Origin of the sequence: Actinomadura luzonensis, assembly GCF_022664455.2 — a bacterium.
Lineage (GTDB): Bacteria > Actinomycetota > Actinomycetes > Streptosporangiales > Streptosporangiaceae > Nonomuraea > Nonomuraea luzonensis.
Genome location: NZ_JAKRKC020000001.1, coordinates 275,603 through 292,202, shown reverse-complemented (window position 1 = coordinate 292,202; position 16,600 = coordinate 275,603). Strand labels below are relative to the sequence as shown.

18 protein-coding genes and 1 tRNA gene are annotated in these 16,600 nt (G+C 72.2%); 12 read left to right on the top strand and 7 right to left on the bottom strand.

The window, feature by feature from the left end:
* Position 1 precedes the first annotated feature (1 nt).
* The 4 genes from MF672_RS01380 to MF672_RS01365 are packed head-to-tail and all read left to right on the top strand — an operon-like array spanning position 2 to position 3,457.
* Positions 2-1,018 (top strand): ABC transporter permease, encoded by a 1,017-nt coding sequence (locus MF672_RS01380; RefSeq protein WP_242381058.1) that lies wholly within the window; start codon positions 2-4, stop codon positions 1,016-1,018.
* The gene (locus MF672_RS01375; protein WP_242381059.1) at positions 1,015-1,857 is read left to right on the top strand and encodes an ABC transporter permease; all 843 of its coding nucleotides are present in this window, start codon (positions 1,015-1,017) and stop codon (positions 1,855-1,857) included. The genes MF672_RS01380 and MF672_RS01375 overlap by 4 nt, the downstream gene beginning before the upstream one ends.
* Positions 1,854-2,591: an ATP-binding cassette domain-containing protein gene (locus MF672_RS01370; RefSeq protein WP_242381060.1), complete on the top strand. Its 738-nt coding sequence runs from the start codon at positions 1,854-1,856 to the stop codon at positions 2,589-2,591. Before MF672_RS01375 ends, MF672_RS01370 begins: the two co-directional genes overlap by 4 nt.
* The gene (locus MF672_RS01365; RefSeq protein ID WP_242381061.1) at positions 2,588-3,457 is read left to right on the top strand and encodes an ABC transporter ATP-binding protein; all 870 of its coding nucleotides are present in this window, start codon (positions 2,588-2,590) and stop codon (positions 3,455-3,457) included. The genes MF672_RS01370 and MF672_RS01365 overlap by 4 nt, the downstream gene beginning before the upstream one ends.
* Here the strand turns inward: MF672_RS01365 and MF672_RS01360 are convergent.
* A complete protein-coding gene (locus tag MF672_RS01360) occupies positions 3,450-3,917 on the bottom strand; it encodes a MarR family winged helix-turn-helix transcriptional regulator (protein WP_242381062.1) in 468 nt (155 codons plus the stop codon). The two genes, MF672_RS01365 and MF672_RS01360, sit on opposite strands and share 8 nt — an antisense overlap.
* Positions 3,918-3,990: 73 nt before the next feature.
* Between MF672_RS01360 and MF672_RS01355 the strand changes: the two genes are divergently transcribed.
* Positions 3,991-5,385 (top strand): MFS transporter, encoded by a 1,395-nt coding sequence (locus MF672_RS01355; RefSeq protein ID WP_242381063.1) that lies wholly within the window; start codon positions 3,991-3,993, stop codon positions 5,383-5,385.
* Here MF672_RS01355 and MF672_RS01350 read toward each other — a convergent pair.
* Both MF672_RS01350 and MF672_RS01345 read right to left on the bottom strand, forming a co-directional pair.
* Positions 5,363-5,719, bottom strand: a complete 357-nt coding sequence (locus MF672_RS01350) for a DUF742 domain-containing protein (RefSeq protein WP_242381064.1) — start codon at positions 5,717-5,719, stop codon at positions 5,363-5,365. The two genes, MF672_RS01355 and MF672_RS01350, sit on opposite strands and share 23 nt — an antisense overlap.
* Positions 5,712-7,568 carry a sensor histidine kinase gene (locus tag MF672_RS01345; RefSeq protein ID WP_247815127.1) on the bottom strand — a complete coding sequence of 619 codons (1,857 nt, stop codon included), beginning with the start codon at positions 7,566-7,568 and terminating at the stop codon, positions 5,712-5,714. Before MF672_RS01345 ends, MF672_RS01350 begins: the two co-directional genes overlap by 8 nt.
* Positions 7,569-7,766: 198 nt before the next feature.
* Between MF672_RS01345 and MF672_RS01340 the strand changes: the two genes are divergently transcribed.
* Positions 7,767-9,326, top strand: a complete 1,560-nt coding sequence (locus tag MF672_RS01340) for an ABC transporter substrate-binding protein (RefSeq protein ID WP_242381066.1) — start codon at positions 7,767-7,769, stop codon at positions 9,324-9,326.
* On the opposite strand, the gene MF672_RS01335 is transcribed toward MF672_RS01340, so the two are convergent.
* Complete coding sequence (locus tag MF672_RS01335) at positions 9,302-9,472, bottom strand: hypothetical protein (protein WP_242381081.1); 171 nt, start codon at positions 9,470-9,472, stop codon at positions 9,302-9,304. The two genes, MF672_RS01340 and MF672_RS01335, sit on opposite strands and share 25 nt — an antisense overlap.
* Positions 9,473-9,492: 20 nt before the next feature.
* Between MF672_RS01335 and MF672_RS01330 the strand changes: the two genes are divergently transcribed.
* The 4 genes from MF672_RS01330 (at position 9,493) to MF672_RS01315 (ending at position 12,239) form a co-directional block, all read left to right on the top strand.
* Complete coding sequence (locus MF672_RS01330) at positions 9,493-10,122, top strand: hypothetical protein (protein ID WP_242381079.1); 630 nt, start codon at positions 9,493-9,495, stop codon at positions 10,120-10,122.
* On the top strand, positions 10,119-11,090 hold the full coding sequence (locus tag MF672_RS01325; RefSeq protein WP_242381067.1) for an inositol-3-phosphate synthase: 972 nt from the start codon (positions 10,119-10,121) through the stop codon (positions 11,088-11,090). The genes MF672_RS01330 and MF672_RS01325 overlap by 4 nt, the downstream gene beginning before the upstream one ends.
* 29 nt (positions 11,091-11,119) lie before the next feature.
* A complete protein-coding gene (locus MF672_RS01320) occupies positions 11,120-11,923 on the top strand; it encodes an exodeoxyribonuclease III (protein WP_242381068.1) in 804 nt (267 codons plus the stop codon).
* Positions 11,924-12,050: 127 nt separating this feature from the next.
* Positions 12,051-12,239 (top strand): hypothetical protein, encoded by a 189-nt coding sequence (locus MF672_RS01315; protein WP_247815126.1) that lies wholly within the window; start codon positions 12,051-12,053, stop codon positions 12,237-12,239.
* 94 nt (positions 12,240-12,333) lie between these two features.
* Here MF672_RS01315 and MF672_RS01310 read toward each other — a convergent pair whose 3' ends face one another.
* Positions 12,334-13,314 carry a cobalamin biosynthesis protein gene (locus tag MF672_RS01310; RefSeq protein WP_407654693.1) on the bottom strand — a complete coding sequence of 327 codons (981 nt, stop codon included), beginning with the start codon at positions 13,312-13,314 and terminating at the stop codon, positions 12,334-12,336.
* Positions 13,295-14,086, bottom strand: a complete 792-nt coding sequence (locus MF672_RS01305) for a phosphotransferase (RefSeq protein ID WP_242381071.1) — start codon at positions 14,084-14,086, stop codon at positions 13,295-13,297. Before MF672_RS01305 ends, MF672_RS01310 begins: the two co-directional genes overlap by 20 nt.
* Before the next feature lie 162 nt (positions 14,087-14,248).
* Between MF672_RS01305 and MF672_RS01300 the strand changes: the two genes are divergently transcribed.
* Positions 14,249-14,322, top strand: a tRNA-Arg gene (locus tag MF672_RS01300).
* A 207-nt stretch (positions 14,323-14,529) separates the two neighbouring features.
* Here the strand turns inward: MF672_RS01300 and MF672_RS01295 are convergent.
* The gene (locus MF672_RS01295; RefSeq protein WP_242381072.1) at positions 14,530-16,161 is read right to left on the bottom strand and encodes a tyrosine-type recombinase/integrase; all 1,632 of its coding nucleotides are present in this window, start codon (positions 16,159-16,161) and stop codon (positions 14,530-14,532) included.
* Between MF672_RS01295 and MF672_RS01290 the strand changes: the two genes are divergently transcribed.
* A complete protein-coding gene (locus tag MF672_RS01290) occupies positions 16,144-16,590 on the top strand; it encodes a hypothetical protein (protein ID WP_242381073.1) in 447 nt (148 codons plus the stop codon). The two genes, MF672_RS01295 and MF672_RS01290, sit on opposite strands and share 18 nt — an antisense overlap.
* The last annotated feature ends 10 nt before the right edge of the window (positions 16,591-16,600 follow it).

Below are 16,600 nucleotides of genomic sequence, written 5' to 3'. Positions count from 1 at the left end.
CATGGCCCGTCATCTGGCCCGCCGGCTCGGCCAGGCCCTCCTGGTCGTGGCCGGCGTGGTCGTGCTCACCTTCGCCGTGATGCGGCTGGTGCCGGGCGATCCCGCGGTCGCCTACGCCGGCCCGAAGGCCACGCCCGAGCAGCTCGCCGCCGCCCGCGAGCGGTTCGGGCTGGACGACCCGCTGCCGGCGCAGCTCCTCGCCTACGTCCGCGACCTGGTGACCGGCGACTGGGGCACCAGCCTGCGCACCCGGCAGCCGGTCCGCGACGACCTCTACCTGGCCTTCCCGGCCTCGCTGGAGCTGGTCGGCGCGGCGCTGGTGCTGGCGATCGTCGTCGGGGTGCCGGTCGGCGTGCTCGCCGCCCGCTTCAAGCGGCGGCTGCCGGACCTCGGCGTGCGGCTCACCAGCATGCTCGCGGTCTCCGTGCCGGTCTTCTGGCTGGCGCTGACCCTGCAACTGGTCTTCGCGACCAACCTGGGCTGGTTCCCGATCGCCGGCGAGTACGACGCCACGCTCGACACCACCAGCCCGCTCACCCTGTGGACGAACATCACGATCGTCGACGCCCTCATCACCGGCAACTGGCCGATCCTCACCAGCACCCTGCGGCATCTGGTGCTGCCCGCGCTCGTGGTGGCCGCCTACCCCGCCGGCGTGATCGCCCAGATGACCCGGGCGACGCTCATCGAGGAGTCCGGCCAGGACCACGCGCGGATGGAGCGGGCGCTCGGGTTCGGCGAGACGGCCATCCTCACCAGGTTCGCGCTGCGGCCGTCGCTGGCGCCGGTGTTGTCGATCGTGGCCCTGGTGTTCGCGTACTCGATCGTCAACGGCTTCCTCGTCGAGGCGGTCTTCAACTGGCCCGGGCTCGGCCGCTACGCCGCCGAGTCGATCAAGGCGCTGGACACCCCGGCCATCGCGGGCGTGACGCTGCTGGTCGCGCTCGTGTACACGCTGGCCAACCTCATCGTGGACCTGCTCCAGGGCGTCGTGGACCCGCGGGTGAGGGCCCGGTGACCGGGACCCCGCTGCGGCGCACGCTGCCCCGGCTGCCCGACCGGCTGGCCGCCGCGGGCGCGGTGGTCGTCGTGCTGCTGGCGCTGGCCGCGGTCCTCGCGCCGTGGCTGGCGCCCTACCCGCCCGACCCGCGGCCGCTGGAGGCGCTGCTGCCGCCGGGCGGCGCGCACTGGTTCGGCACCGACAAGGTCGGCCGCGACGTGCTCAGCCAGATCCTCTACGGCGCCCGCACCTCGCTGTCCGTCGCGGTCGCGGTGCTCGCCGTCTCGGCCGCCGCCGGGGTGGCGCTCGGCGTGGTCGCCGGATACGCGGGCGGCCTGCTGCGGGATGTGATCATGCGGGTCACGGACGTGTTCCTGGCCTTCCCCGCGCTGCTGCTCTCCCTGGCCCTGGCGGTCGTGCTGCAGCCCGGCGTGAACACGGTCGTGCTGGCCATCGCGGTCACCTGGTGGCCCTGGTACGCCCGCCTGGCCGCCTCCGCCGCCGCCTCGATCGCCACCCGCCCGTACGTGGACGCCGCGCGCTGCCTCGGCGTGCCCGCGCCGCTGATCGTCCTGCGGCACGTGCTGCCGAACTCGCTGACCCCCGTCCTGGTGCAGATCTCGCTGGACGCGGGCGGTGTGACGCTGACCTCGGCGGCGCTGTCGTACCTGGGGCTGGGCGCGCAGGAGCCGACCGCGGAGTGGGGGCTGATGGTGCAGCAGGGGCAGTCGTACTTCACCACGAACTGGTGGGTGGTGACCTTCCCCGGCCTGGCGATCCTCGTGACGGCGTTCGCGTTCAACGTGCTCGGCGAGGGGCTGCGCAACGCCCTCGACCCGCGGAGGGCCGTGAAGTGATCGAGGTGCGCGACCTCAGGGTGAGCTACGGCGGCCGGGTCGTCGCCGGCGTGCCCGAGCTGGACGTGGCCGCGGGCGAGTGCGTGGCGATCGTGGGGGAGAGCGGGTCGGGCAAGTCGACGACGCTGCTCGCGCTGCTCGGCCTGCTCACCGACGCCGAGGTGACCGGCTCGGTCCGGGTGTGCGGCGTGGACGTGCTGAGCGCGCCGCCGCGCCGCCTGCGCGAGCTGCGCGGGGCCAGGGCGGCGCTGGTGATCCAGTCGCCGCAGGCCGCGCTCGGCCCCGCCACCCGGCTCGGCGTGCTCATGCGGCGGGCGCTGCGGCTGCACGGCAGGGAGGCGGGCGAGGCGGCCATGGCCGAGGCGATGCGGGCCGTGCTGCTCGACCCCGGGCTGCTGCGCCGCTACCCGCACGAGATCTCCGGCGGGCAGGCCCAGCGTTTCGCGATCGCGCTGGCGATCGCGCTCGGCGCGGAGGTCGTCCTGGCCGACGAGCCGACCAGCGCGCTCGACGTGACCGTGCAGGCCGAGGTGGTCGCCGTGCTGCGCCGGCTGCGCGCCGAGCGCGGCCTCGCGCTGCTGCTCGTCTCGCACGACCTGGCCCTGGTCTCCACGATCGCCGACCGGGTGCTGGTGATGAAGGACGGCGCGGTGGTCGAGTCGGGGCCGGCGGCGCGGGTGCTGGCCGAGCCGTCCCATCCGTACACGCGCGAGCTGCTGGAGGCGCTGCCGTGACCCTGCTCAGAGCCGAGCGCGTGACCCTCGGGTACGGCGGGCGTCCCGTGGTGCACGACGTCAGCCTCGACATCGTGGCGGGCGGGGTCGGGCTGATCGGGGAGAGCGGGTCGGGCAAGACGACGCTGGCGCGGGCGTTCCTGGGCCTGCTCACCCCCATGTCCGGAAATATCTGGTACGGCGACCAGACGCTCAAAAAAGCGGACATGCGGACGTTCCGGAAGGACGTCCAGCCCGTCTTCCAGGCCGAGGCCCTCGACCCCCGCATGCGGATCGGCGCGTCCGTCGCCGAGGCCCTGCCGCGCGCCGAGCGTTCCCGGGTGGGGGAGCTGCTGGAACAGGTCGGCCTGGACCCCGAGCTGGCCGGCCGCCGCCCGCACCAGCTCTCCGGCGGCCAGCGGCAGCGCGTGGTCATCGCCCGCGCCCTCGCGGTCGGCCCCCGCCTGCTCATCCTCGACGAGCCGACCAGCGCCCTGGACGTGACGGTGCAGGCGCGGATCCTCGACCTGCTCGCCGGGCTCGACACCGAGCGCCTGCTCATCACCCACAACCTCGCCGTGGTGGAGCGGCTGTGCCGGACCTCGCACGTGTTGTTCGCCGGGCGGGTGGTGGAGTCGGGGCCGACGGCGGAGCTGCTGGCGCGGCCGGCGCACCCGTACACGAGGGCCCTGCGTGACGCGGTGCCGCGGCTCGGCGGGCCGCCGCCGGCCGCGAACGGGCGGACCGAGGCCGTGCCGGCCGCGACCGGCTGCCCGTACCGGCTGCGCTGCCCGCTGGCCGCGCCGCAGTGCGAGCGGCCGCCCGCGCTCAGGGAGCTGGCCGGCCGCCAGGTGGCCTGTCACCGCGCGGAGGACGTCCTCACGTAGCCGCCCCCTGCTCGCGGAGGTGCGCGACGACGTCGTCCGACAGGCGCTCCAGCAGCCGCCGCAGCTCGGCGCGGTCCTCCTCCGGCCACTTCGCCATCGCGCCCGCGAACCACTCCGAGGTCACCTGCTGGCACTTGCCCGCGGCCGTCGCGCCCGCCTCGGTGAGGCCGATGCGCCAGGCCCGCCCGTCGTCGGGGTCGCGGACCCGCTCGACCAGCCCGCGCTGCTCCAGCGCCGCCACGTGCCGGGTGACGTGGGGGCTCTCGACCTGGAGGCCGGTGGCGATCGCGCCGATCCTGCGGGGCTCGCCCGCGTCGAGGAGGTGGACGAGGATCTGCACGTCGGGCCGGTCCAGGCGGACGCCCGCGGCCTCGGTCAGCCGCTCGTGGGTCTTGGCGCTCTTGAGCGAGGCCGTGATCGTGCGGAAGGCGGCCACCGTCCTGGCGAGATCTGCGTCCATCGGTTTACTTACCTAACTTACGTATGTATAGTCGTGCCTCGGTTACTTACCCAAGGTATCTAAAGGAGCCGAGATGGCGACAGTGACGACGGCCGCGCCACGCGCGACGCCGACCGCGAACCCCTGGCCCGGCGTGGTCGCCCTGGCCTTCGCCGCCTCCATCGCCGCGTTGCAGAACACCGCCGTGGTGCCCCTGCTGCCCGTCCTGCAACGCGAGCTGCACACCTCGCTGGCGGCCGTGACCTGGACGCTGACCCTGAGCCTGCTGGTCGCCGCCGTGGCCACGCCCCTGCTGTCGCGCTTCGGCGACATGTACGGCAGGCGCCCGGTGATCCTCGCGGCGCTCGCCCTGCTGGTGGCCGGCTCGGTCATGGCGGCCCTGGCGCCCTCCCTGCCGTGGCTGGTGGCCGCCCGCGTGCTGCAGGGAGCGGTGGCCGCGCTGGTGCCGCTGTCGATCGGGGTGGTGCGCGACGTGCTGCCGCGCAACCAGCTCGCGACCGGCATCGGGGTGGTCAGCGCGACGATGGGCTTCGGCAGCGGCGGCGGCATGATCCTGGCCGGCCTCGCGTCGGGGGACTGGCACCTGGTGTTCTGGATCATCGGCGGGATCTCGCTGGTGGCCGCGATCGTGGTCGCCGTCCTCGTCCGCGACCGGGCGCCCGCCGGGCGGGGCCGTCCCGACCTGCTGGGCGGCGCGCTCATGGCGGCCTGGCTGGTGGCGCTGCTGCTGGCCGTCAGCGAGGGCGGCTCGTGGGGCTGGACCTCGCCGGGCGTGCTGGGCCTGTTCGCCGCCGCGGTGGCGCTCGCGGCGGTGTGGGTGGCGGTGGAGCGCCGGGTCGCCGAGCCGCTGGTGGAGATGGCGATGCTGGTGCACCGGGGCACGGTGGGCGCGACCGTCGCCTCGATGCTGCTCGGGTTCGGGTTCTTCACGCTGCTGACCGGGATGTCCGGTTACGCGCAGTCGCCCGCCGGGTTCTCCGCCTCGACCCTCCAGGTCGGGCTCTACCTGCTGCCGAGCACCCTGTTCATGCTGGTGATCTCGTTGTTCGCGGGCCGGTTCATGCGCCGCTTCGCCGCCTCCACGATGGTCGCGGCGGGCTCCGCCGTCACCGCGCTGGCCGCCCTGTGGCTGGTGGTCCTGCACGACGCCCCCGTCCACCTGTACGTGGCCGCCTCGCTCATGGGCATCGGCCTCGGCATCGGCTACGCGGCCCTCGGCACGATGGCCGTCGAGCACGTGGACCCCGGCAAGACCGCCGTGGCGGCGGGCGTGAACGCGCTGGTGCGGATCGTCGGCGGCAGCGTCTCCGGCGCGGTGATCGCGGCCGTCCTCGCCGCCCGGCCCGGCGTGCCCGGCTACCAGTGGGTCTTCGGGGCGGCCGCCGTGGCCGGCGTCCTGGCCACGGCGTTCGCCCTCGTCTACGGGCGGCTCAACCGCCGGGCGCTCACAGCGCCTTCAGCCCGCTGATCACTTCCAGCAGGACCTTCGCGTCCGGCGCGGGCGGCGGGTGCTCGACCTGCACGAGCTCCTGCGCGTAGAGGTCGCCCACCAGCACGCGGACCACGCCGATGGGCAGGTTCAGCTCGGCGGCCACGTCCACGAGGCGGGTCGGTCTCGTGCACTTCTGCAGGATGATCAGGTGCTCGGGGCCGAGGCCCACGGGCGGGGTGAGGCCGCCGGCGGTGATGATCACCGCGATGAGGTCGATCGCCTCGCTCGCGGGCACCGTGCGGCCCCGGGTCAGCAGGTAGGCGGGGACGATCGGACCGGCGTCCTCGTCCAGCCAGCGCTCGTCACTCACTCCGCACCACCCGCATGGGGCGCTTGGGCTCCTCGGCGGGAGCCTCGGGCTCGGCCACGTGCTCTTCCGGGATCAACACGATCGCGGTGGTCCCTCCATATGGTGAACCGCGCAAGGTCACGCGGATGTCGTGCCTGGCGGCCAGGCGGGAGACGACGAACAGGCCGAGCCGGTCGCTGTCGGCCAGGTCGAACTCCGGTGGGCTGGCCAGCCGCGCGTTGTACTCGGCCAGCTCCTCGGGGCTCATCCCGAACCCGCGGTCCTCGACCTCGAAGACGAAGCCGCGGGCCGCGGTCTCCCCGCGCACGATGACCGGCGTCTTCTCGGGGGAGTAGACGGTCGCGTTCTCGATGAGCTCGGCGATCAGGTGGATCACGTCGCCGACGACGGGCCCGGCCAGGCGCTTGGCCGGCATCGGCTCGACGGTGACCCGCTGGTAGTCCTCGACCTCGGCCGCCGCGCCGCGCGCCACGTCGAGCAGCGGCACCGGCCTGCTCCAGCCGCGGCCCGGGGTGGCGCCGGACAGGATGATCAGGCCCTCCGCGTGGCGGCGCATGCGCGTCGTCAGGTGGTCGAGCTTGAACAGGTCCTCCAGGGCGTCCGGCTCGGTCGCCCGGTGCTGCATGTCCTGGAGCTGGATGCGCTGGCGGTGCAGCAGCGCCTGGCTGCGCCGGGCCAGGTTGCGGAAGACGTGCCCGACGCCCTCGCTGAGCTGCGCCTGGCCGACCGCGGCCTCCACGGCGGTCTGCTGGACGGTGGAGAACGCCTGGCCGACGTCGTCGATCTCGGTGGTGGTGCTCGGCACCGACAGCTCCGGCAGCTCGACCTTCTCGCCCCTCCGCAGCTTGGCCACCACCTGGGGCAGCCGCTCCTGGGCCACCTCCAGCGCGGCCAGCCGCAGCGAGCCCAGCTCCTTCGACAGCCGGTTGCCCATCCGCAGCGAGAACGCGATCGACACGACCACCAGCGCCAGGCACAGGCCCGCCAGCATGAACGCCCGCCGCAGCACCTCGTCCGCGACCGGCTCGGCGCGCGCGTTCAGCGTGGCGCTGGCCTGCATGAGCGACGACTGGAACGACCTGGCCAGCGCGTCGGTCGTGTCGAGCCAGCTCCGCGGCACCCGGCCGGCGATGATCTGGTCCTCCATCATCCGCATGCGCTGGTAGGCGGGGGAGGAGATGAGCACCACGTTGGCGTCCCGCAGCGGCCGGTCGAGCTCGCCGAGCGACTGGTCGACGAGGAAGCGCCGGTTGCCCACGATCTGGGTGAAGAGCCGGCGCTCGTTCTCGGTGACCGGGCCGAGCGCGATGGCCTGCTCCCGGGTCAGCAGCTCCTTGGCGTAGCCGAGGTCGATGACCACGCGCGACTGCTCGTAGATCGGGATGTCGTCGATGAGCGCGACGTGCCGGTGCAGGCCGAAGACCGTGTCGATGATCGCGTTGTACGCCTCCACGGTGTGCAGACGGTCGGACAGGCCCGTGTCGATCTCTCCCCTGATCGCGTCGAGCCTGTCGAGCTGCGTGTACACCGCGTCCACCTGTGTCCGGATCTCTTCCGATCGGTTCTTGGTCGTGCTGGAGAGCTGCCTGAACGTGTCCCGTGCGGCGTCGGTGCGGGTCCGCTGCGCGGCCACGGTGGCGGCGCCGGCCGTGTGGCGCAGGAGCTTGGCCGAGACCAGACGCTCACGCTGAATCTCGCTGATCAGTTTGTACGCGGGATGGCGCAGGTTCGTCCAGAGTGTCTTGTATTCGCGCAGCTCCAAACTCTCGGTCGCGGTGACGGCGGTGATGACTCCCCACAACACCACCATGGAGGCCAGCGGCACCAGCAGTAGTCCGATGATCTTCATGCGGATCGTCCGGCTACGACCCATGGCACCTCACTCCGGTCCTGGTCCCCTGGTGGCAACCCCGGACGGGACAGGCCCCGAGAATAGCAATCCGATCACTGAATTGCCCAATTTTTCGGGACTTTTGGACGTGTGTCACCGGTTTTCATGATCTTGAAGTAGGTTGCCCGAGACACATCGCTGACAGAGGGAGATGCGTTGCGCCGTCGTCTCGCCGCGGCCGCCGCGCTGGCGCTTCTCGCGGCCTGCTCCTCACCCCCGGAGCCGGCCCGGGCCCCCGCGGGCGAGGCGCCGTTCGTCTACGTCAAGAACCTCGACATCATCACCGAGTGGGACCCCGGCAAGTCCTACTCCAACGAGATCGTCGCCTTCCAGAACGTCTACGAGACGCTCACCCTCTGGAACCCCGTCACCAAGAAGTCCACCCCGCGCCTCGCCACCTCCTGGCGCGCCTCCGCCGACGGCCGCACCTGGACCTTCAACCTGCGCGCCGGCGTCACCTTCCACACCGGCCGGCCGCTCGACGCCGCGGCGGTCAAGGCGTCCATCGAACGCACGATGGCGACCAAGGCCGGCGCGTCCTACATCTGGGACGCCGTCTCCTCGATCCGCGTCGAGGGCCCCGCCACGGTGACGTTCACCCTCAAGTACCCGGTGCCGCTCGACCTCGTCGCCTCGGCCGGGTACGCGGCCTACATCTACGACACCAAGGCCGCCCCCGACCTCACCGCCTACTTCCGGCAGGGCAAGGACGCCGGCAGCGGGCCGTACACCGTGGCGCGCTGGCAGAAGGGCAAGGAGGAGGAGCTCACGCTCAAGGCGTACGACAAGTACTGGGGCGGCTGGGACAGACCCCACTACAACAGCGTCAAGTACCGCGTCGTGCCCGACGCCGACCGCGCCTGGCAACTGCTGCTGCGCGGCGAGGTCGACTTCGTCGAGCGGCTCAACCCCCGCCTGTTCGCCAAGGCCAGGATCACGCCCGGCGTGCGCACCTCCGAGCGGCCGTCGTTCCAGACCGCGATGCTGCTGTTCAACACCGCCGCCGGCCCCATGAAGGACGTGCGGGTGCGGCGCGCGGTGCAGAAGGCCGTCGACTACCGCGGGCTCGTCAAGGACCTCAAGGGCGCCGGCTCCCCGGCCAGCGGCATCATCCCCGAAGGGCTGATGGGGCACGTCCCCGGCCGGGTGCCGCGCCAGGACCTCGCCGCCGCCGAGCGGCTGCTGCGCCGGGCCGGCTACGGGCCGGGCGGGCGGCCGCTGCGGCTGCGGCTGACGTACGGGGAGGGCGACACCGACTGGCGGCTGCTCGCCACCCGCCTGGAGGCCGCGCTGAAGCCGCTCAACGTCACCGTCGAGGCCCGCGGCATGGCCTGGAACGAGCAGTGGGAGCTGGGCAAGAAACGCGGCCAGGACATCTTCGTCATGTACTGGTGGCCCGACTACGCCGACGGCTACTCCTACTTCGGCAACGTCTTCCACAGCGGCGAGCCGCCCGTGTTCAACCTCGCCTACCTCAAGGACCAGGAGCTCGACGCGCTGCTCGACACGATCCCCGAGCTGACCGTGACCGACAGGCCGGCCGCCCAGCGCGCCTACGAGCAGGCCACCCGGCGGGTGCTGGACCAGCGGGCGGCCGTGGCGCTGCCGTGGGTGACCAACTACCAGCGCGCCTACCTGGGCAGCATCGGCGGATACGTGGACAACCCGGCCTACTCCGACGTCGTCTTCGTCTACGACCTGCGTCCCTCGGCCTGACCCTCCACCTTCTCCTTGAGCTTGGCCCTGATCTCCTCCGGCGTGTACGCGCGCCGCCGCCGCTCGGCGCGCGCCATCACCACGCCGGTCGCCGCCACGCCCATCACCCCGGCCAGCCCGAGCACTTTCCACCACCGCTTGCGCATGTGCCTAGGCTAGCCATGTGCTGACACTCGACGAGGCCGTCAAGGTGACGCGCACCGGCGACCTGTGGGTCTTCCGCGGCCGCTCGGTGCCCGACCGCGCCATCCAGACCATGACCAACAGCCCCGTCAACCACGTGGGCATGGCCATCGTGGTCGAGGACCTGCCGCCCATGATGTGGCACGCCGAGCTCGGCCGGTCGCTGCCCGACCTGTGGGCCGGCACCCACCAGCGCGGCGTGCAGCTCCACGACCTGCGGGCGGCCGTCACCGTGTGGGCCAACAGGTACGGCCAGCGGGCCTGGCTGCGCCAGCTCGAACCCGAGGCCACGCCCGAGATGGAGGACGCCGCCCTGCGCACGGTCGCCCGGCTGGACGGCACGCCGTTCCCGTCCACGGCCCGGCTGGCGGGGCGCTGGTTCCGGGGGCGGGTGCCCCGCTCGGGGCGCGCGCGGGCGCGCGAGGGGGCGACGCTGGAGAGCGCGTACTGCGCGGAGGTCGTGGCGGTCACCTACGAGGAGATGGGCCTGCTGCCCGCCGGCCGCCGCCCCAACTGGTACGACCCCGGACGCTTCTGGAGCGGCGACGACCTGGAGCTGCTGACCGGCCGCCACCTCGGCGGCGAGATCACCATCGGGGTGGAGCGCGCGTGACGACCGTCAACGTGGGGCTCGTCGGGGTGGGCAATTGCGCGTCGTCCCTGGTGCAGGGCGTGGAGTACTACCGCGACGGCGACGCCCCCGGCCTGTCCCATCCGGTGTGCGCCGGCTACGCCGTCTCCCAGGTGCGCTTCACCGCCGCCTTCGACGTCAACGCCGCCAAGCTCGGCCGCGACCTGTCCGAGGCCATCTGGACGCCGCCCAACAACGCCCGCAGGTTCGCCGGCGTGCCGCACCTCGGGGTGCCGGTCGCGGACGGCGTCCTGGCCGACGGCGTGGGCCCCGGCTCGGCCGGCCCGGTGGACCCGCGCGGCGCGGCCACCCCCGCCGCGATCGCCGCCCACCTGGCCGCGACCGGCACGCACGTCGTACTCAACTTCCTGCCCACGGGCGCGCAGCGCGCCGCCGAACTGTACGCGGAGGCCGCGCTGGAGGCCGGGTGCGCGTTCGTGAACTGCATGCCGGCCCTCATCGCCCGCTCGCCCGAGTGGCGCTCCCGCTTCGCCGCGGCCGGGCTGCCGCTGATCGGCGACGACCTGAAGAGCACGTTCGGCGCCACGCTGCTGCACCGGGCGCTGGTGGACGCCCTCGCCGGCAGCGGCGTGCGCCTGTCCGGCGGGCACCAGCTCCTCGGCGGCGGCAACATGGACTTCGTCAACCTCACCGACGGTGACCGCCTGGCGAGCAAGCGGGCCACCAAGTCGGCGGGCGCGGGCGCGGCCACGCACGTCGGGGCGCAGTACGTGCCGTTCCTGGAGGACCGCAAGGTCGCCTACATCCGGCTCGACGGCGAGGGGTTCGGCGGCTCGCCGCTGGAGGTGGAGCTGCGCCTGGTCGTCGAGGACTCCCCGAGCGCCGCGGGCAACGCCCTGGACGCCGTCCGTTACGCCAAGGCCGCCCTCGACCAGGGCGTCGGCGGGCTGCTGCGCGAGCCGTCCGCCACGCTGATGAAAGCCGTCTGACCGTCCTGCCGCGGTGGCAGGCTAGGAGGATGCGCCTCGCAACCTGGAACGTGAACTCGGTCAAGGCCCGGCTGCCCCGCCTGCTCGACTGGCTGGCCGCCACCGAGCCCGACGTCGTCTGCCTGCAGGAGACCAAATGCCCGGCGGAGGCGTTCCCCGTCGCCGAGGTCGCCGAGCTGGGCTACGCGGCCGCCGCCCACGGCGACGGCCGCTGGAACGGCGTGGCCGTGCTGTCCCGGATCGGCCTGTCCGAGGTGACGCCGAGCTTCCCCGGCGAGCCGGGCTTCGGCGAGCTGGACGGCGTCGGCGCGGCCCGCCCCGAGGCCCGCGCGATCGGCGCCACCTGCGGCGGCCTGCGCGTCTGGTCCCTGTACGCCCCGAACGGCCGCGCCCTCGACTCGCCCCACTACCAGTACAAGCTGGAGTGGTTCGCCGCCCTGCGCGACGCGCTGGCCGACGAACTGCCCGCCGGCCCGCTGGTGGCCTGCGGCGACTACAACGTGGCCCCCACCGACGCGGACGTCTGGGACGCGTCCCTGTTCGCCGGCTCGACGCACGTCACGCCCGCCGAACGCGACGCCCTCGCCGCCCTGCGCGCCCTGGGCCTGCACGACGTGGTGCCCACGCCGATGAAAGGCCCGCACCCGTTCACTTATTGGGATTACCGGGCGGGCATGTTCCACCAGAACAAGGGGATGCGCATCGACCTCGTGTACGCCAGTGACGAGGTGAGCGGGCACGTCCGGTCGGCTTATGTGGACCGTGAGGCGCGCAAGGGTAAAGGCCCTTCCGATCACGCGCCGATCGTCGTGGACCTCGACCCGATAACGTGATTACAAATCGCGGCCGTCCGAGTATCCTGTGTTTTCACCTGGTTCGGGGGCTCTACGTTCGTCGAGGTCCACAGGGGGTTCCGTGGAGACATCAGACGGCCGCGTCATTCTCTTCATCCTTCTGGGCGTGGCCCTGTTCGCGCTCGGCCGGCGTTATCAGAACATGCTGACCATGCGGCAGGTGTGGAAGCAGAGCGCCAAGCAGGTCACCGCCAGGAAGGTCACCGCGCACCAGGCGGCGAAGGCGATGATCGGAATCACCTTGCTCTCGGCCTTCGTCATCTGGCTGGTGTTCAACCTGAACCGGGTGATGTGAGCGTCCGCTGCATTCGCGCCGCCCTCCCGCCGAGGGGGCGTGCGCCCCGCACCGCCTGCCCCCGCTCACCCCACCTTCTTCCCCTCGACCCGCGTCACCTCACGGACCCGGCCGCCCTCCTCCTGGCGTACGCCGCCAGCACCGCCGTCACCGCCGCGGCCACACTCACCACCCGCGTCACCCGCACCGCCCGCCGGACGTCCTCGACCCCGGCCCCCGGGCCGTCCCCCATGGTCGGCCGATGCTCCACCCTGCTCCCGTACACGTTGGTCCCGCCCAGCGTCACCCCCAGCGCCCCGGCGAACGCCGCCTCGCAGCGGCCGGCGTTCGGGCTCGGGTGCCGGTGCCCGTCCCGCCGGAACATCCGCCACGCCCCGCGCCGGTCCGGCCCCGCCAGCACCGTCAGCAGCCCGGTCACCCGCGCCGGGACGTAGTTGGCGACGTCGTCCAGCCGCGCCGCCGCCCATCCGAACCGCAGGTACCGCTCCGACCTGTGCCCCACCATCGCGTCCAGCGTGTTGACCGCCCGGTAGGCCAGCAGCCCCGGCACCCCCGCCACCGCCCCCCAGAACAGCGGCGCCACGACGGCGTCGGAGGTGTTCTCCGCCAGCGACTCCACGGTCGCCCGCGCCAGCTCCTCGGCGCTCAGCCCCTCGGGGTCCCGCCCGCACAGGTGGGGCAGCCGCCGCCGGGCCCGTTCCAGGTCCCCGTCCTCCAGGGCCTCGGCCATGGCGACACCTTCGCGCGCCAGCGTCGTCCCGCCCAGCACCGCCCACGTGGCCGCCGCCGCCGCGACCCCCCGTCCCCGCCCCCGCGCGGCCACCCGTCCGAGCGCGTAAGCCCCGCCGACGCAGATCGCCACGTACGCGGCCCCCGCCGCCCTGGAGTCCCGGTACATCCGTTGCTCCAGCCACCCCGCCATCCGCCCGAACACCGCGACCGGATGCGCCGCGCTCCGCGGATCCCCGATCACCCGATCGAGCACCACTCCAGCCGCGAGCCCCGCCCAGAAGGGCCCACCCCGCGCGGAACCATCGGCAGAAAGCTGATCATCATCATGGGACCAAATGGGCATGAATCTCATCTTCGTGCACATCCAGCCATGCCACCGCACGCCTGATGCGCTCACCCGCGCCACCGGCCCACATCTGCGCCCAGTTCCCGCCCGCGGCCGCCCGGCTCCGCATCACCGCGTACGACCGCTGGAAGCGCACCCGCGCCACCTCCACCAGCCGCCGCCGCTCGCGCGCCGGCACCCCGTACGCGTCGCAGAACACCCGGACCCGCCGCCCCACGGCGACATTGCGCAACAACGGATGCCGATCCACCGGGTCGGCCAGCGGCGCCCAGTGCCGTAACGTGGTCACCACGTCGAACAGCCGCGTCGTGGGCCGCGCCAGATCAAAGTCGATCATCCCGTACGGCACGCCCGCCCGGAACACCACGTTGCCCGGCGTCAGATCACAGTGCCCCACGACCTCCGGCGCCCGGTCGTCGTTGGACCCCCCTTCCCACCCCTCCCTCCGGAGCGGGAACCCGCGGGTCGCGTCGTGGTACTCGCGCAGCAGCCCGCCCAGCCGCCCGAGCACGTCGTCCCGGACGCTCTCCAGCCGCACCCCGGTGCTGCCCGGCAGATACTCGAGCACCTGCCGCCCGAGCCCGTCCACCCCGCTGCCGACCACCCGCGGCGCCCCCGCGAACCCCACCGCCTCCAGGTGCCTGAGCAGGGCATGCACGGCGGGCGTAGACGCACTGACCGGTCTCCGCACGGTGTCACCGACCCGCACCACGCCGTCAGTCACGTCCCCGCCCTGCAGCGGAATCTCATGCAGGACCGTCGCGACCATGCCACGACAGCTTAGACCTTCCCACCCCGCCCCGCCTGGCCTTTTCCACCCCGTGATCGGACATCCCGCTCACCCCTCCCACCACCCCCGAATCGCCCATGTCCCTGACACGACGAAAACATGTGCGTGACAAGTCGCCGGATCATGCACAATAAGGCGGGAGCGCCCTTAGCTCAGCTGGATAGAGCACCGGACTTCTAATCCGACGGTCGCAGGTTCGAATCCTGCAGGGCGCGCTTTGATCATGTTCTGACCTGCGGCTTCGCGGGATCGTACTCGTTCTAGAATATTCGTCTAGCGGGCGCGTGCTCCATACGTGCTCGCCCGCACGAACCCCGCACACACCATGATCCATTCACCGCCCTCCTGCTCCGCACAAGAGCAGCGGCCCCGCCTCGCCGCGAGCAGGCGGCGAATGCGGGGCCGGATGCTTAATCCGACTGTCAGCCCTTCAGCGAGATGACTTTCCCAGGCTCTACCTGGCTTTCCTCTCCAAACAGCAAGGCGGCCGTCTTCTCGGCCGCTGCCATGGCCACCTGCGGGTAGACGGAGGTGTAGGTGTCGGCGGTGAAGGCGCTGGAGGTGTGTCCCAGCGTCTCCTGCACGACCTTCATCTCCACCCCGGCCGCCAGCATCAGCGAGGCAGCGCCATGGCGGAGGTCGTGGAGCCGGATGGGCGGCAGGCCGGCCAGATAGGCCAGCCAGAGAAACTGGTCAGAGACGTGTTGGGGATGCAGGCGGCTGCCGTCGGGCTGGGTGAACACGAATCCGGTGTCGGTCCATGCCTCGCCCATGGCCAGCCGTTCCTGTAGTTGCTGCTGCCGGTGGGCGCGCAGCACTCGGGCGGTGTCGCTGTCCAGGGCGATGGTACGCACGGAGGCGTCGGTCTTCGGGGTGCCCTCGTGAACGTCCCAGGCCAGTTGCACGAGTTGCCAGTTCACGGTCAGGGTGTTGCTGTTGAGGTCGACCTCCTTCCAGCGCAGCCCACACGCCTCGCCGCGGCGCAGCCCGCGCAGCGCGATCAGCTGGTAGAGGGCGAACAGGCGGTGACGCTGGGCTTCTTCGAGGAACAGGCGGGTGTGCTCGGGCGTCCACACCATTACCGAGGACGGTCGCGGCACGCTGGTGTAGGCGTCGATCGGATCGACCCGCCTCCCATCCCGGCGCTGCTTTTCCGCTTCCCGGTAGCTGCGAAAGTCTTCCTGCCAGGCGCGGACCCGGTCCTCGGTCCACACCAACGGCTTGGGCCGGGTGTAGGCGGCCATCTCCAGCACGGCGGCGGGGTTGAAGTCGAGGAGCCGGTCTTGCCGCATGGCCATGTTCAGCGCATGCCGCAGGGTCGCGCGGATGCGGTGCATGGTGGCGATGCTGATCGGCCGCCGGTACTTGACGCTCGCTCGTACCTGCGGGTCGGGGTCGATGCGGCGTTCGGCGATGGTGTCGTTGAACTCCTCGATCTGCTCGAACATCAACGCGATGTCGCTGACCTTGAGCTGATCCAGCCAGAGCCGCCCCAGGTAGGGGGTGAGGTAGAGGCGGATGTGGCCCTCGTAGGAGCGGCGGGTGGTCTCCTCGATCTTCCGCTTGCGGTTGAGGAACTCTGCCAGCCATTGCTCGACGGTGATCTCCCGGGTCAGATGCTGCCCGGTCTTGACCTTGCGACGGACCGTCTCCACATCCGGCAGCGTGTCGGTCTCGGCCAGCGTCCGCTTGATCAGGTCAGCGATCTGGATGCGGGTGGCGGGCTCGCGTGGATCGGCCAGCGCGGGCAGGTCACGCACCTGACCGAGCTCGTCCTTGGCGGCGTCCTGAGTGGCGAAGCCGCCCCGGCGCAGCGGCCCGCGCCGCTTACCGTCGACTCCGGGCGGCAGTTCGATCTGGTAGTTCCAAATACCGTGCCGGTAGCTCCACCCACCGTCGGCACGGCGCAGCTTGGGGGCGGCCGGCGTGTGCTGATGACGGCGATGGCGAGCCCTTCGGCGCCGTTGGGCAGAGCCGTTCGGCCCTGCCGTCGCCCATGGGTGGTCCGGAGCATGGGGTGGAGAAGGAGGTGGCTCGTGATGCGAAAGATCCATCCTTCCGCGAGCGTCCCGTATGAGGTCGCGCGGGCCGGGTTCGGCGTGTTCTACCTGGCGATGGTGGTGGTCAACCTGGCGGTGACGCTGCCCGGCGCGCAGGAGTTCTACCCGAGCATCGCCCGGATCTCCTGGCCGGGGTTCGACTGGCTGGTGCTGCACGTGGTGACGCCGGTCGCCGTGCCGTTCACGCTGCTGCTCATCGGGTTCGAGATCGCGGTGACGGCGCTGGTGCTGTGGCGCGGAGCGGCGGTGCGGATCGCTCTGGTGGCGGCGATGGTGTTCATGGTCGGGCTGGCCCCGTTCATGAGCGTGTACGAGCTGGGGAACGTGCCGCTGCTGGTGTGGGCCGCGCTGTTGCTGCGGCGCGACTATCCCCGGACCCTGCCCGGCCTGCTGACCCACCGTGCGGACGTGCCAAGCGTCTGAGGCGGACGAA